Source organism: Paraburkholderia sp. PREW-6R, assembly GCF_039621805.1.
Classification (GTDB): domain Bacteria; phylum Pseudomonadota; class Gammaproteobacteria; order Burkholderiales; family Burkholderiaceae; genus Paraburkholderia.
Genome location: NZ_CP155074.1, coordinates 876377 through 892008, shown reverse-complemented (window position 1 = coordinate 892008; position 15632 = coordinate 876377). Strand labels below are relative to the sequence as shown.

Here is a 15632-nt window from a genome sequence, read left to right as displayed (position 1 = left end):
ATGCGACGCCCGCTTCAGAACTGATGCAGCATGCCGACATAGGCGCCCGTCTGCGATTCGCCGACGAGCGGGCTCGTGTTCGGCGTGGTGTCGCGCGGCGTTGCTTCGAGCGAGAAGTTCGCATTGCTGCTGTTGCGCACATAGCCCACCGTGCCGTACAGGAAGGTTCGCTTCGACAGGTTGTACGTGGTGCCGAGCACGTACATGGCCGCATGTCCGGACGGATCATGCGTCGCGTCGCCGTTACCGTCGCCGACCCGGATGTAGTAGCCGCCGGCCGTGACCGCCCAGCGCGGCAGAAAGTTGTAGGTCGCGCCGAGCCAGTAATGATCGGCGCTGTCTGCTACGCCCACCGGCGAATCCGGCGCTGCGTAATGCGTATAGGCGCCCTGGATCTTTATGTCGTCGAAATGCACGTTCGCGCCGACAAAATATTCGCGCGACGACTGCAGGATATTGCTCAGACGGCCATTGCTGTCGCGCAGTTCGTCGTAGATGCCGCGCACGTCGAACAGGGTCGAGTGGTACGTCAGCATGATGCCGTCCGAACGCCCGGACTCGCCAGTCGCACCGCTGTTGAATGCGCCGGCCTGGTTGCCGAACGCGTATTGCGCCTGAACGTCGAAACCCCAGAACACCGGGCTGTGATATTCGACATTATTGTTGGTCTGCTGCCAGTTGCGTCCCCGCACGAGCGACGCCGACGAAAACGCTTCCTGCACGAACGGGTCGAATTCCCACACGCCGTCGCTGTCGATGAACAGATTGCGGCCGGCCTGCAACGTGCCCCACTCCGAACTCTTCAGGCCCACGAACGCGCGCCGGGACCAGAGCCGGCCGCCGCCCGTGGTGCCGTTCATCACTTGCAGGCCGGTTTCGAGATTGAAGATGGCGTTCAGTCCGCCGCCGAGGTCCTCGTTGCCCTTAAGGCCGAGCATGCTGGTGCCCCAGTCGCCGCCTTCGGCGCTCCAGCGCGTGGCACTGCCGTTCGCGCCGGTATCGATGTGATTCAGATATTCGACGCCGGCGTCGAGCCGGCCGTACAAGATGACGCTGGTTTGACCATAAGCGAGCGATGCGGCGAGCGGACTCGCCAGCGCCATTGCCGCGATCAGTCTGGAAGAAAGTCTCATTGTTTTGCCGTGAGTTCTTGTGCTGCGATTGGGGGCAAAATCGTGCGCTTGTCGTGTTGCCAAACTACAAAATGGCGGTCGAACTATAGGTGAATCGAGGCTGATAGCCTACCCGTTTGCCGCAATAATGATTTGCTCGCGGCGCACTCGACAATAGCCAGGAAAAAAACTTCCACGTGCGCACTGGCATCGGCGTCGAGCGGCTGACGAAGGATCCATTGCGCCCGAGATAAGATAGTCGGTCATCGAGCCTCGGCCAACCGGCCGCAGGCACCGCCGCCCACTTTCACCGCCGCCCCTATGAATGCGCCCGAATTGACCGAAGACGACCCGCTAGGCCTCTATCAGCGCACGACGGAAACCGGCATCGAATGGTGGCGCGTCAGCGTGGCCGACCGCCCGGAGAGCTACCGGCTCGAACACGGTATCGATCAGCCGGAGGTTGCGGGCTCGGTGGATATCGACCTCGTCGTGGACGCGGAGAATCTTCGTGCCAAGCTGAAAAAATGGCGTCGTGAAGGATTTGCAATCGATATCGGCGAAGCCGCGAGCGACGAGCGCGCTGCCGGACGCGTCGGTTTCATCAGCGAGTTGCAGCGTGCGGCCGCGCGCGCGAGACGCACGAACGGCCTCGTGGCGGACCACGGGAACGGCACCGTGCAGGTCGGCACGGTGCAGGTGCCGCGCGGCGTCGCCCATCCCCTCGTGCCGCGCGTCAACCCGGCCTATCTGTTTCCGGCGCGTTTTGACGACATCGTTCAGGACATCGTCGAAAACCGCCGCGTCATGCTGATCGGGCACACCGGTGCGGGCAAGACGAGCCTGATCGAGCAGGTCGCGGCGCGTTCGCTGCACGGCGTGCTGCGCGCCAATATGAACGGACAGACCACGGCGGGCGACTTTGTCGGTTTCTGGACCGTCAAGGGCGGCGAGACGCTCTGGGTGGACGGTGTGCTGCCCACGGCGATGCGTGAGGGTCACTGGCTGATCGTCGATGAAATCGATTTCGCCGAGCCGTCGATCCTCGCAGCACTGACCGCTGTGCTGGAGCCGCACGGCCGCCTGGTGTTGAAGGAAAGGGGCAATGAAATCGTTGCGCCGCATCCCGCATTCCGGTTGTTCGCCACCGCCAACGCGGTGGGCGCGATGAGCCAGTTCCGCCATCTGTATCAGGGCGCAAATCTGATGAACGAGGCGTTTCTCGACCGCTGGCGCGTCCATATGCTCGATTACCTGACGCCCGCCGAGGAGTCCGACGTGCTGGTGCGCACGCTCGCCCCGCATATGACGCGCGCGCTCGCCGCCACCCTGGCCGCCATTGCCGCCGACTGCCGCGCGGCGTTCGCCCGCGAAGACCTGTCGAGCGCGTTTTCGACGCGCCGCCTGCTCGACTGGGCCGAACTGATGCTGCGCACCGGCGACCCCGAACGGGCGGCCGGCCCGGCGATCTACGCGAAGGTCAGTCCCGAGGACGCCGCGCTGATTCGCGGGATCATTCGCCACCACATCGCGCCGGCCGCGTGACGGTGAAGCAACCGTGAACGCCCATCAGCGCATGCACGCCAGAGGTGACGGAGATGGCGCACCTCGCACACGCGCCGTGCACGACGGTCGCGATACTCGCGACACTAGCAACACTCGCGACACTCGCGGCTTCGCGTTCGAGTCCACGCTCGGCAAGGTAGCGCGCGTACTGACAGGCCAGTACGGCGTCACGGTCGTGTTCAGCCCAGAGGGACCGCGGGTCGAGCCTGGACGGATCGTGATTCCGGATTTCGGGTTGACCGACAGTGTTGGGCGCGACGTGCTGACGGGTTATCTGGACCTGCTGGTGGCGCGCGCCAAGCACGCATCTCCGGCGCAGATCGACGCCATGCCGGATGGCGTCGCCGCGCAGATCGCCCAGGTGATCGACGACCGGCGTGTCTGCGCGCAATTGCTCGACGAATACCCCGGCGCACGCTGGTTTATCGGCCGGTTGCGTGAGCATGCCGCCGAGCGCGTCGCGCGGCGCTGGCCGAAGCTGCGCTGGCGCGAACGGCTGGTGTGGCTGGTCGAGCGCGCATTGTGGGACGAAGCGCCCACGCGCAGCGAAGCAAGCCACTCGCTGCTGGCCGCGCTCCGCGCGTCCGATGATCTGTTCCAGCAGGCGCGTTCCAGCCAGTCGACCGCGCACAGCATCGCGACGGCGCACGCGTGGGTGGCGCGCGTGCGCGCGCTGTCGGCGGGCGACGCGAACAGTATGGTGTTCACCGCAGACCCGCTCGAAGATATCGATACGGACACGGCGCCCGCCTCGTCGGCGCCGTTTAACGACGACGCTGCCCTGCCCGATCACGAGAACGCGCCTACGCCGCCGTCCGATCGCAGCGGCGGCGCACAGTCCGACAGCGCGGTCGGCATGGGGCGATCGCCCGACGACGCGCAGCAGCCTTCGGCGCGCGCCGAAGGCGTGGCGGCGACGCCGGCCGACGTGTCGCGCGCGATGCTCTCGATCCCGCTCGCCACCGAGTTCGACGAAATCACCGACCTCACCGGTCAAGGCGACAGCGCCGCATGGCGCGAATTGCGCGCCGCCGCGCGCGCCGACACCGCGCCGCTCAGGGACAGGCTCGAACGTGCGCTGAGCGCCGACGAGCGTACGCGCTGGCGCGGTGAACAGGAGCGCGGTGAGATCGATCGCACGGCGCTCGTGAAGCTCGCCACGCAGCCGGGCTACCGGACGCCGTTTCGCACGCAGCGCGCCACCAAAGGGCGTGATGTGGCCGTCACGCTGCTGATCGACCGCAGCGGGTCGATGGCCGGACGCAAGATCGAGCTTGCGCGGCTGTGCGCGACGGCGCTGTGCGATACGCTCACGCAGTTATCGTTCGATTGCGAAGTGCTCGGCTACTGCTCGGTCGAATCCGCGCCGATGAAGCAGCTTTACGAACGCCAGCTTGCGGCCGGTGCCGACTTGCGCCGTTACAACCGCTTCGTCGAGCGGCTCGACCTGAAGGTGTACAAGCGCTTCGGCGCCACGGACCTGAGCGGGATCGCCGCGATCGATTGCGGTCACGAAAACCCGGACGGAGAAGCGCTCGCATGGGCGGCCACCCGGCTCGCCGATCATCCGGCCGCGCGGCGTATTCTGATCGTGTTTTCCGACGGCTATCCGTCCACCGGCGACGGCGATCCGCAAGTGCTGCGCAGCGACTTGCGCGAGCGGGTGGCGGCGATCGGCAAGCGCGGGATCGAACTGGTCGGGATTGGCGTGCTGACGGACGCGGTGGAAGACTTCTATCCGCACAACGTCGTCGTGAGCCGCCTCGCGGACTTGCCGTCCATCGTGTTCTCGGTGCTCAGCTCGATGCTGCTCACGCGCTAACTCTGATGCACTTTGCCTAGCGGGCGACCGGCTGCATCGTCGCGATCGGAATCAGGAATTCGGAGAATCCGGTCAGCATGATCTGCACGCCAATGCACAGCAGCAGGAAGGACGAGACGCGCATCGCCACCTTGGTGCCCTCCACGCCGAGATAACGTGCAAAGATTACGGCGCGGCTATAAATCAGATAGACCGTCACCGCCACGGCGAGCGAAATCACCACCGATGCGACGCTCGACAGCACGAACGCGGACAGCTTGTGCGTGCGGTTCGCGGTCAACGCAATGGCGGTGGCAATCGAACCCGGGCCGGTGGTCAACGGAATGGTGAGCGGGAAAAACGCTTTCGACGTTGCGTTGTCCGCATCTACGCGCTTGACCGCGGGCTGCTCGGCGGGCGGCGCGGTGTCCGGCGCGTTGAGCATCTGCCAGCCGCCCACGGCGACCGCAAGGCCACCGCCAATGCGCAGCGCCTGCATGGAAATCCCGAAGAAATGCAGGATCGGCGTGCCGATGAAAAACGCCACTAGCAGCACGCACACCACATTGATAGCGATCTTGCGCGCAAGCGCGGTGCGCTCCTCGGTCGTCAGCGACGCAGTGCGGTCGAGGAAGACGAAGGCAATGCCGATCGGGTTGATGATACTGATCAGTCCGGTAAAACCAAACAGAATGTCCGAAATCAGACTTTCGACCATATAGGTTCCGTTGTGAAGGGCCGGTCCTGCCTCCATGACCAGAGCCGGCTCGCGTTGCGTGGCGAGATGATATCGCGCCGCGCCAATCATGCCCCCAAAAAATGCCTCCCCGCGCGACGCACGCCACGGGGCGCGGTAGCCCGCGGTGGTCTCGCACGCGCGAGGGCCGGCATTGCGCCGCAGCAGACGCGAACCGAAAGATGAATTTGCAACTTTCAGAAAGCCTACATAATTTTGACCTGCTTTACGCGACTGAAGTATCGGGCATACAGTCGCCAGCGAAGCCGCACTTTCAACGAAACGTACCTACCGTTCGAGGAGTTGTTCCTATGTTGCTTCGCGTACTCGCCGCTTTGCCGTTCATCGGCATTCTGCTTGGCGTTCCGTTCGTCAACCGGGTCGAGCCGCTGATGCTCGGCATGCCGTTCGTCCTGGCCTGGATCGTCATGTGGGTGGTGCTCAGCTCGATCATCATGGGGGTCATTTACCTCCTCGATGGGACCAATCGCGAGATCGCCGCCAGCGGCGAGGAGATCCGTCCATGAGCGCACTTATCATCATTGCGGCCATCACGCTGTTTGCGCTGTATCTCGGCGTGCGAGCACGGCGCGGCCACGACATGAGCCTGGAACAATGGACCGTGGGCGGCCGCAGCTTCGGCACCGCGTTCGTGTTCCTGCTGATGGCGGGCGAGATCTACACGACCTTCACGTTCCTCGGCGGCAGCGGCTTCGCCTATGGCAAGGGCGCGCCTGTCTACTACATCCTCGCGTACGGCACGCTCGCGTACATCCTCTCTTACTGGATGCTGCCGCCGATCTGGCGCTACGCGAAACAGCATCACCTGGTGTCGCAGCCGCACTTCTTCGCACGTAAATATGAGAGCCCGGCGCTCGGCGTGCTGGTTGCGCTGGTCGGTGTGGCCGCGCTGATTCCTTACCTCGTGCTGCAACTCAAGGGCCTCGGCATCATCGTGGCGACGGCCTCGTACGGCGCGATTTCGTCGACGGCGGCGGTGTGGATCGGCGCAATCGTGGTGACGGCCTATGTGATCGTCTCCGGCGTGCGCGGCTCGGCATGGAACTCGGTCGTCAAGGATCTGCTGATTCTGGCGATCGTGCTTTTCCTCGGCATCTATCTGCCTTTGCACTATTACGGCGGCTTTGGCGACATGTTCCGCGCAATCGACGCGGCACGCCCTGGCTTCCTGACCTTCCCGGCCAAGGGGTCGAGCGTTGCGTGGTTTCAGTCCACCGTGCTGCTGACGGCGCTAGGCTTCTTCATGTGGCCGCACACCTTCGGTTCCATCTACACCGCTCGGGACGAACGCATCTTCCGCCGCAACGCGATCGTGCTGCCGCTCTATCAGCTGATCCTGCTATTCGTGTTCTTCGTGGGATTCGCGGCGACGCTGAAGGTGCCGGGTCTGAAGGGCGGCGACATCGACCTGTCGCTGTTTCGCCTGTCGCTGCAGACGTTCGACCCATGGTTTGTCGGCGTAATCGGCGCGGCCGGGATTCTGACCGCGCTCGTGCCCGGCTCGATGATCCTCACGTCCGCGTCGACGCTGCTCGCCAACGACGTGTATCGCGGAATGGTGAGCCGCAACGCGTCGGACGCAACCGTCACGAGCCTCGCCCGCATTCTGGTGCCGGTGGTCGCTCTCGTCGCGGTGGGGTTCACGCTGCACGGCGGAGAGACGATCGTCGCGCTGCTGCTGATGGGTTACAGCTTCGTCACGCAACTGTTTCCGGCCGTGATCTGCGCGCTGCTGCCGAATAACCGCGCGACGAAGCAAGGCGCGTTTTGCGGGATCCTTGCAGGGGTCGCAGTGGTCGCCGCAACGACCACGATGCACCTGAGCATCGGGCAGTTGATGCCGTTTCTCCCCGATACGCTGAAAGACATCAACATCGGGTTTGTCGCGCTCGCCGTGAACGTGATCGTATTTGTGGTGGTTAGCGCAATGACGCGATCGCGTGCCGTGGGCAAGACCCCCGCGGCAGTTCATTGACGCTGACGCTGTGACGGCTTCCGCGCATGTGGGAGTCGATGAAGGGCCGTTGCCTTCGGGCAACGGCCTTTTCATGTCAGCGAGCGTACCCCGACGAAGTCTTCAAAATACGCAAAACGCGAATCACATGGTTACATTGCATCGCGTCACGTACGGCCGCCTCCTGGCCGTCAAATCTACACATGAATGAAAAAATGTGTGCCTGTTAATTTCTTAGGCATGCTGCATGCAACGCTCCTGCACCGCAGCAGAAACGTGTAACAGCGCACACTTTCTTTTACATCCCTAGGCACACCCCTTGCTGCTGCTTGCGTCAGTGAATTTCACTGCACTGCGCAAGTGCAAAAATCCCGTCCTTGGGGGCCATTTTGTCGCTCAACGTTCTTCTTGTCGCTTCGGAAGCCTTACCGCTCGCTAAATCCGGCGGCCTTGGCGACATGGTCAGTGCCTACGCCGCCGCGCTCCGCGATGCCGGCGTCGATGTAACGATTCTGATGCCCGCTTATCCCGCAGCGCTCGCCGGCGCGGTCGATGTCCAGTATGTTGCACGCATGACCAGCCTGCCAGGCGGCGATGCCAAGCTGCTTCGCGGCCACATGCCCGACACGGGCGTGCCGGTGCTCTTGTTGCAGATGAATCACCTGTTCGCACGCGAAGGCTTGTATCGCGACGCGCAGGGCCGCGATTACCTCGACAATCTCACGCGCTTCGCGTCGCTTTCGGCCGCCGCCACGCGAATCGCGCGCGGCGTGCGCAACGTCAAGCGCCCCGATATCGTGCACGCGCACGATTGGCATGCAGGGTTGACGCCGCTTTATATGCGCCTCGCCGGCGTTGCCGCGAAAAGCGTCTTCACGATTCACAACCTCGCGTTTCAGGGCAATCATCCGCTCGCGATGGGCGGCTGGATCGGCGTGCCGCCGGAACTGCTGGCGCCGGCGCTCTCCGACGAGCGCAGCATCGAATTCTATGGCTCGCTGAGCATGATGAAAGCGGGCATCGTCCATTCGGATCGTGTGACGACCGTCAGCCAGCGGTATGCAAGCGAAATCCTGACGCCGCATTTCGGCCATGGGATGGAAGGCGTGTTGCAGGCCCAGCATGCCAAGCTGTCGGGCATCGTCAACGGTATCGACACGGCAACGTGGGATCCGGCGGCAGACATACTGATCGCCCGCCGCTATTCCGTCGACGACACCGCCGGCAAGCAGGCCTGCAAGCGTGAACTGCAGCAGGCATTCGGGCTGACGCGCGACCCGTTCGCGCCGCTGGTGGCGATCGGCAGCCGTTTGACCGAGCAGAAACTCGCCGACGTGGTGGTGCAGGCGCTACCCGCGCTGCTCGAACAGCACCCGCGTTTGCAGTTTGCGATTCTCGGACAGGGCGAGCGCCATCTCGAACAGGCGTTAGAAGATCTCGCCGCGGCATGGCCTGGCCGGGTCGGCGTGCAGATCGGCTACGACGAACGACGCGCGCACATGCTGCATGCCGGCGCCGACATCCTGCTGCATGGCAGCCGCTTCGAGCCGTGCGGACTGACGCAGCTCTATGCAATGCGCTACGGCACGATTCCGGTGGCGTCGCGCGTCGGCGGACTGGCGGACACGATCGTCGACTATGCGCCGCATGAAGGGCGCGGTGAGGAAGTCGCCACGGGCTTCCTGTTCGACGGCGAGTCTCATGGCGACGTCGTGCATGCGGTCGGACGCGCGCTGGCCTCCTTCGTGCAGCCGGCCTCGTGGCACGCATTGCAACGTAATGCCATGAGCCGCGACTTCGGCTGGGAGTCCTCGACGTCGAACTATCTGGCGCTCTACGCCGGTCTCGTCGACGCGCGCCCGGCGCTGCGCGATACGCCTGTTCGCAAGACGCCTGTGCGGGCGCGTGCTTCCACGGCCGGCTCGCGTCGCGTTCTCGCCGAAGAAGCGTTCAGTGTGGCGGCGGCCGATATGGCGCTCACTGCATGAAGGGTGCAGTCGACAGGCTGACCGGTCACGCGGCGTTGCGTGGCCGGCGAGAACATGACGTGTGAATGAGGGTCGCGTTGCGCTGACTCTGAGTTCGCGCTAACTTTTGCACTATCTGCGATGCACCTGTGGATGGAGCGCAAGTGCGATCACTTCGAGCGGTTTCGCGCGCAAACCGGTAAGCTGTCAACCACGTGAGCATTTCGTGGAGCCGCAGATGCCGTCGCATGTTCTTCGTGTAGCCCGCCCCACCGACAATCTGACGCGAGTCGCCGAGTTCTACCGCGCCGGGCTGGGCTTCGAATTGCTCGCCCAGTTCAATGATCACCAGGGCTTCGACGGCGTCGTGCTGGGCCGCCCCGGCACCCCCTGGCATATCGAGTTCACCCGACAGCATGGCGTGAGCGCCGGACGCGCGCCGACCACCGAGCATCTGCTCGTACTCTACCTCCCCGATCAGGATGAATGGGCCGCTGCGGTCGAGCGGCTGCAGGCGTTCGGCGCGAACGAATGCGAACCGGACAATCCATACTGGCAGGTTCGCGGCAAAACATTCGAAGACCCGGACGGCTATCGGATCGTCCTGCAAAATGCGGGGTGGGCATGAACTGGCGCGAACGCACGCCGCGTACGAAAAGCCGGCCGCGCGCGAGCGCGGCGGGAGCGCAGCGCGCGTCGCGCCCGCAAAGCAATCTCGCCGACCCGCCGCCCTATACGCCTTATATCCTGTACTACTCGCCGGGCGCGGCGAGCATGGCCGTGCACTGGATGCTGATCGAAATGGCGATACCGTTCGAGGCGAAGCTCGTCGATATCGACGTTGACGCGCAGCGCGATCCCGCGTATCTGCGGCTCAATCCAGCGGGTCGCGTGCCGACGATGATCGTGGACGGTACGCCGCGTCACGAGACGGCGGCTTTGCTGATGCTGCTCTCGGAGCGCCACCCGGAGGCGGCGCTCGCACCCGGCGCCGGTTTTCCGAATCGCGCCGCCTGGCTGGAAATGATGATTTACCTGGCCAACACCGTGCTGCCCGCGATGCGCGACTGGTTCTATGCCGACATAGACGGCGCCCCGGCCGCCGACGCGCAAGCCGTTCGCGCGCTCGCACAGCGTCGCATCGAGGCCGCCTGGGACCGCCTCGACGCGCAGCTTGCCGGCGGACATCGTTTTCTCGTCGGCAACGCGCTCAGTACGGCGGACTTTCTCGCCATCGTGCTGATGCGCTGGTCGCGCAACATGCCGCGACCCGCCACGGGCTGGCCGCACCTTTCGGGCTACATACGCCGTATGCGCGCGCTGCCGTCGTTCATCGACCTGGTGGCGCGCGAGCGGCTCACTGAATGGCGCAACGAAGACGAGTGAGGCTCGCCGCCGGCCTGCATGTCGCTCACTCCGCCCGCTTGCCGACGATCACGATACCGCGCGGCAGATTGCTGACGTTATCCACCGACAGCGCGCCCGCATAGAGTTTCGGAAGCGGCACCCACACCGCCGGATATTTGTAGCGGGCTACGTCGAGCAGCAGCGCACTGTCGGTTCGGGCGTCGTATGCGCCGAGTGGCGACCAGTGACCGCCGCCCGTCTCGCCGATCTCCACACGCTTGAAGTTGAGCAGCACGAAGCGGTCGCGACGCGCTGTCGTTTCGCGGATCAGGCTGCGAAACTGGCTCAATGTCAGTTCGTTCGCATGGTACTTTTTCACGTCGACGGGAAAAGTGGTGAGTGCTGCCGCGAGCTGGTCGAGCGTCATTCCCTCTCTCGATACCTGCGCCGCATTGGCGACCTGCGCGTCGATGCCGCGGAAAAAGTCCGCTTGCGAAAAGAACGGAAAGTCCGGATAGAGGCTCGATGGCGGACGGCGGATGCCCAACGCATTGAGCACCATGACCGACGTGGCGACGGAGCAGTACGCCTCATTGCGCTGGGTTTCGAAATACTGCGACAGCGGCCAGTACGACTGCTTGTAGGCACTCGACATCAGTCGCTTCTGCCCGGCCGGTTGGGCGAGCGCGACGAGATTCGGCGGAACGGGCAAGGGGCCGTCGGCGGCAATGGCCGCGGGTGGCTGCGCTTGCGCGGCCTGTGCCTGCGTGCCCGCCGCGATGCCGTTGACCGGCTGCTGCGTTGCGCTGCACGCGCCGAGCATGGCTGCAAAGCCCGCGGCCAGCCACGCTGCATGGCGCCCGCGCGTCGTGGCGCGCATCATCGATTCTCTGAACATTGACCTTCCCGCTGCAGATGGACCGGAATGACTTCGTCGCGCCCGGTGTGCATGGCAAGGGTCAGCCGCATCGGCCGCCGGGCTCCCGTTTTTTAACACGAAACACGACGTTGCGTTGCACGGCACCGGCGCGTTTATACAGGACGAATGACGCGGCCCGGCGTGCATCGGCTATGATCGCTAGCCTTTCTGAACCACAACTCATTGAACCATGCCTATCCCATCGCCCTGCGTCGACATCTGCAAGCTCGACGGCACGACAGGTTTCTGCGTCGGGTGCCTGCGCACACGCGACGAAATCCGCGAATGGAAAACCATGACGGACGATCGCCGCCTTCGGGTGCTTGAAGAGAGAACGCGTCGTGCGCTTGCGCTCAAGCCGCAGACCGTGCCCACGCACGACGCCTGATGCGCGCCGCTCTCATGCAGCCGGCTGCGCCTGCGCAGCGACGAACGCATAACCGTTCTTGCCGCCCCGCTTGACTTCGTACATCGCGTGATCGGCCGCGGCAACGAGACGACGATGATCGTCGACCACATCGGGAAAAGTCGCGATGCCGATACTCGCGCGCACGGTTCCGATGCCAATCTGCTCGTCCGTGCGTACGACGCACGCAATGAGCCGTTGCGCGATCTCTTCCAGTTCCGCGTGGCTGGAAAAGGCGGGAATGAGCACAACAAACTCGTCGCCGCCGATTCGCGCCACGACGTCTACCTTGCGCAGTGACTCGCGAAAACGCCGGGACACCGAAATCAGGAACTCATCGCCGACGCGGTGACCGAGCGTGTCGTTGACCTTCTTGAAACCGTCCAGATCGATATACAGCACGGCCATGCTGCGCGGCACGAACGCGTCATGCGGCTGCGCCGCCGCCTGCTCCAGCGTCGAGAAGAACTTGCTGCGGTTCGCAAGCCCGGTCATCGGATCGTGCAGCGCCGCGTGTTCAAATTCCCGCGATTGGCCCACCAGCTGACGGTTGCGCCTCGCGTACATGCCAAGCGCGGTGAGCAGCAAGCAAAAAAGCAGCGCCGCCAGCGCGATGACCGTATGCGCCGCCTGTGTGATGCGTGTGTGCATTTCGGCACTGGCGCCATCACGTTGAGCACGCCAGTAGGCAAACTCGTGAGCGAGCAGCGCGTCGGTGTCGACGAGATCCGTATCGGGGCCCGGCACCGACGGTGCCGCATGCCGGGGCTCCGCCGGACTCGCGTTCACGAGCGCCGCGAACAGCGCGAGGCGGTGCGCGAGTTCAGCGCGCGCGCGCCGGTAGCCGTTCATAGTGGCCTGACTGCTTTGCGAACCGGCTTGCTGCCAGACGCCGGCTTCGTTGCGCGCGCTTTGCGCATGTTCGAGCGACTCGACCACGAGGCCCGCATATTCCTGCCTGAGCTGGTCGGAAAATACGGTCCGCATCTGCAGCGCCACGTACAGCAGGCCGATCAGCAAACAGAGCAGCGACGCCACGGCAATCGTCGCGGGGCCCGGTCGATAGCGCATGATCGCGGCGTGCGTGATGCGTGCCTGGCGTGCGGGCATTCGCTTACGGGTGCGAGTAGAGATCTTGCTGGTTGGCGCCGCCATGTTGCCGGTAGCTGACGCGCTGGAAAAAATGGCTCACCCGCGCGAGAAGCGTGTCCTTGCGTCTGGCGTTAGCCGCGGCCGTGCGCCGGTCCTGTTGAGTGCTTCGGGCTTCTTTGCCGGAATGCGCGGCAGCGGTCTGTTGCGCCGTGGAATCGGCCGACGCGCCGCGCCGGCTCGGGCGAGCGGCAAGCGCTGACTGCGCCGATTGCGGCGAACGTGCGTTCTGAGCCGAGCCGGCTTGCGTCGTGGCGCCTTCGGCGGCCGGATTGCTCGCGTTTGCATCTGGCGAGGCAGGGGTCACCTCGCCCGACCAGACCGCCCGCCGGCGATCCGCTTCGACCCCCTGCTCGCGGCCTGCGCCGGTTTGTCGGTTCACCGCACGGGCGTCCGGCGACCACGACGACGCGCTCCCGGCCGAACTTGCGCCGGAGGACAACGCGGCGGACTTCGCCCGCACCGCTTCGAGCGGTGAGGACGGCGGCGCACGCAGCGCCTGCCTCGCGGCTGCGATTGCATCGACATAGGACTGCTGATCGCGGTTGAACCAGACGCCGTACGCGAGCGTTCCGACCACCCCGAGCGCGAGCGCGCTCGCCGCGGCTACACAGATCGCGAAGCGGCCGAAGCGCGCCGGCTGGAGCGGCGCATCCCATGGCCCGCTTTTTGATGCATCCGAGGGCTCAGCTTGATTAAAACGGATTGGCCGCTTGCCCGATTCAAAGTCGGACGAGCCGGGTTCGTTGAACATCGCAATTCACTCCGAGGTCCTTCGGTCTGACTGTCGATCAAAAGGTAATCCTACGATTTCAGCCGGGAAAACGACTGTACCGCGAACCGGGCGCTATGTGGTAAATCGCGGCAACCCCGCAGCGTTCCGGTGCACGGTTGGTCCAGTCAACCATGCCCCGAAAGACGGGCACCCAGCAGGCCCGTCGAACAGTCGATCGTCAGACTGCGTTCATTTGTCACGTTCTACCCCCTGCAATTGCACCAACTGCGGCTGGCGTTTTTAGACTGTCTTTCGGCGGAAATGAACTTGCGCGAAGATGACAGGCCGCCGGTTGCCCAACCGCTGTGCGCAGCTCACCGCTACTGCACAGTGATCGTCTCCCTCATGTTGGGATGGATGCCGCAGAACACTCGGTAGACGCCCGGCTTGTCGAATGTGTACTGGTACGTGTCGTTCTGGTCGAGCGCCGACGAGCGGAACATACCTGCATCGTTGACCACTGTGTGCGGCTCGCCGTCCAGATTCTTCCATGTCACCGTGGAACCCGCCTTGATCGTCAGCTCCATCGGCGAAAACATGAAGTTTCTGATCGTCACCGAGCCGGGCGTTTGTGCGTGGACCATCGTGCACACGGCGCTCATGATCGCCATTCTCAGCACCATGCAGCAGGCAGTTCGAACAATAGTATCTGTTTGCATACCTAATCTCCTTTAAGACTAAAAACGCTGCTGTCAACCCAGCGTCGCGTCCACTAGTTGCGCTTTTAGCGGGTGCTGCGCGATGCGGATGCTGGTCACGCCCAGCATTGCTGGAAGCTGGTCGCTCGCCACCGTCAACGGACCGGGCCCGTCGCCGTTGCCAGCGGCCGGCTGCGGATAAGCGGTGGAACGCGCGGTATGAAATGTGATATTGCCCTCCACTTTCGAAACGATCTGATGGATATGACCGTTGAGCACGGTCACTGAACCGAAGCGTTTCAGATAGCTCATGGCCTGACCGGCGTCGCCCGTTCCCCAGCCCCAAGGCTCGTAGATCGTCCACATCGGCATATGCGCGAATACGACGACCGGGGTGCTCGACGAACGGCCCTTCAGGTCGTCTGCGAGCCACGCAAGCTGATCGTCGCCGAGACCGCCAAGACCGTTAGGTTTGAAGTGCATCACGTTGACGAGCGCGACAAAGTGCACACCTCGATGGTCGAAGCTGTAGTAGCCCCGATTATCCGACGCTTTACCGAACCGGCTGAAGTATTCGGTGCCGGGGCCGTCCGTTACGTCGTGCTCGCCCGGCACGGTGTGCAGTTCCGTGATATTCAGGCCTGACAGTAACTGCGCCGCGAGATCGAATTCGGAAGCCTTCGAAAGATGCGTGATGTCGCCGGTATGCAGCGTCAGTGCGGGTTTGACCGGCATTGCGTTGACGTAATCGATTGTTTTTCTGAGCGTGCCCGCAACGTCTGGATTGGCTTCCTTGTTAAAGCCGATATGGCTATCGCTGATCTGCAGGAAAAGCGGTACGCCCGCGGTCAGGTCAGGCGCGCTCGCGTCGGCTGCGAGCGCGAGATCCACTGGCGTAAGAACACCCCCCGCCAGCATGAACACGGTGCCGACGCCGCCGAAGGCAAGACATCTCAACGCGGCGCGACGCGACGGATCGAACGAATGATGTGACGACATGGTGACCTCACGATCCAGAATCGCCTACCGAGCCGCGGATAATCCAGCGGCCCTCGCGATCGGGTTGATCTGCAAGACCACGATGCCTGCGCTTTTATTCCAGCATTTCTTCACTTCGGCTTAAGAAATCTGCCTGCTCGGCCGTCTTATCCGCCCATGCGTGGCAGCTTGCGTCTCCGCTCGATGCCTTCGCGTCATGCTCGCGGCTGAATGCAGGTAATCAGGTCGCACGTCATGGCCAC

The 15632-nt window shown here is 63.8% G+C and carries 15 protein-coding genes; 8 read left to right on the top strand and 7 right to left on the bottom strand.

From position 1 onward, the window contains the following. Positions 1–14: 14 nt before the first annotated feature. A complete protein-coding gene (locus AAGS40_RS19210) occupies positions 15–1133 on the bottom strand; it encodes a porin (RefSeq protein WP_345816367.1) in 1119 nt (372 codons plus the stop codon). Between the two features lie 300 nt (positions 1134–1433). Here AAGS40_RS19210 and AAGS40_RS19205 point away from each other — a divergent pair, with 300 nt between their 5' ends. Continuing rightward, positions 1434–2657 (top strand): AAA family ATPase, encoded by a 1224-nt coding sequence (locus tag AAGS40_RS19205; protein WP_345816366.1) that lies wholly within the window; start codon positions 1434–1436, stop codon positions 2655–2657. A 13-nt stretch (positions 2658–2670) separates the two neighbouring features. Continuing rightward, a complete protein-coding gene (locus AAGS40_RS19200) occupies positions 2671–4500 on the top strand; it encodes a cobalamin biosynthesis protein CobT (protein ID WP_345816365.1) in 1830 nt (609 codons plus the stop codon). A gap of 16 nt (positions 4501–4516) precedes the next feature. Here the strand turns inward: AAGS40_RS19200 and AAGS40_RS19195 are convergent, their stop codons facing one another. Further along, positions 4517–5197: a MarC family protein gene (locus tag AAGS40_RS19195; protein WP_345816364.1), complete on the bottom strand. Its 681-nt coding sequence runs from the start codon at positions 5195–5197 to the stop codon at positions 4517–4519. A 329-nt stretch (positions 5198–5526) separates the two neighbouring features. Between AAGS40_RS19195 and AAGS40_RS19190 the strand changes: the two genes are divergently transcribed. The 5 genes from AAGS40_RS19190 to AAGS40_RS19170 all read left to right on the top strand — a co-directional run bounded on the left by AAGS40_RS19190 (position 5527) and on the right by AAGS40_RS19170 (position 10543). Further along, entirely contained in the window at positions 5527–5742 is a 216-nt protein-coding gene (locus tag AAGS40_RS19190; protein ID WP_345816363.1) for a DUF3311 domain-containing protein, read from the top strand. Beyond that, a complete protein-coding gene (locus tag AAGS40_RS19185; protein ID WP_345816362.1) occupies positions 5739–7211 on the top strand; it encodes a sodium:solute symporter in 1473 nt (490 codons plus the stop codon). Before AAGS40_RS19190 ends, AAGS40_RS19185 begins: the two co-directional genes overlap by 4 nt. 368 nt (positions 7212–7579) lie before the next feature. Further along, positions 7580–9178, top strand: a complete 1599-nt coding sequence (gene glgA, locus AAGS40_RS19180; protein ID WP_345816361.1) for a glycogen synthase GlgA — start codon at positions 7580–7582, stop codon at positions 9176–9178. 217 nt (positions 9179–9395) lie between these two features. Further along, a complete protein-coding gene (locus AAGS40_RS19175) occupies positions 9396–9785 on the top strand; it encodes a VOC family protein (RefSeq protein WP_345816360.1) in 390 nt (129 codons plus the stop codon). A 146-nt stretch (positions 9786–9931) separates the two neighbouring features. Further along, complete coding sequence (locus AAGS40_RS19170; protein WP_345816511.1) at positions 9932–10543, top strand: glutathione S-transferase; 612 nt, start codon at positions 9932–9934, stop codon at positions 10541–10543. 25 nt (positions 10544–10568) lie between these two features. Here AAGS40_RS19170 and AAGS40_RS19165 read toward each other — a convergent pair whose 3' ends face one another. After that, entirely contained in the window at positions 10569–11402 is an 834-nt protein-coding gene (locus tag AAGS40_RS19165) for a phytochelatin synthase family protein (protein WP_345816359.1), read from the bottom strand. A gap of 211 nt (positions 11403–11613) precedes the next feature. Here AAGS40_RS19165 and AAGS40_RS19160 point away from each other — a divergent pair, with 211 nt between their 5' ends. Then, positions 11614–11811 (top strand): DUF1289 domain-containing protein, encoded by a 198-nt coding sequence (locus AAGS40_RS19160; protein ID WP_345816358.1) that lies wholly within the window; start codon positions 11614–11616, stop codon positions 11809–11811. Positions 11812–11823: 12 nt separating this feature from the next. Here AAGS40_RS19160 and AAGS40_RS19155 read toward each other — a convergent pair whose 3' ends face one another. From AAGS40_RS19155 to AAGS40_RS19140, 4 genes are all read right to left on the bottom strand, one after another. Beyond that, positions 11824–12939: a GGDEF domain-containing protein gene (locus AAGS40_RS19155; protein ID WP_345816357.1), complete on the bottom strand. Its 1116-nt coding sequence runs from the start codon at positions 12937–12939 to the stop codon at positions 11824–11826. A gap of 4 nt (positions 12940–12943) precedes the next feature. Beyond that, complete coding sequence (locus tag AAGS40_RS19150) at positions 12944–13732, bottom strand: hypothetical protein (RefSeq protein ID WP_345816356.1); 789 nt, start codon at positions 13730–13732, stop codon at positions 12944–12946. 341 nt (positions 13733–14073) lie between these two features. After that, the gene (locus tag AAGS40_RS19145; RefSeq protein WP_345816510.1) at positions 14074–14364 is read right to left on the bottom strand and encodes a cupredoxin family copper-binding protein; all 291 of its coding nucleotides are present in this window, start codon (positions 14362–14364) and stop codon (positions 14074–14076) included. 81 nt (positions 14365–14445) lie between these two features. Next, a complete protein-coding gene (locus tag AAGS40_RS19140; protein WP_345816355.1) occupies positions 14446–15390 on the bottom strand; it encodes a metallophosphoesterase in 945 nt (314 codons plus the stop codon). Positions 15391–15632: the final 242 nt, after the last annotated feature.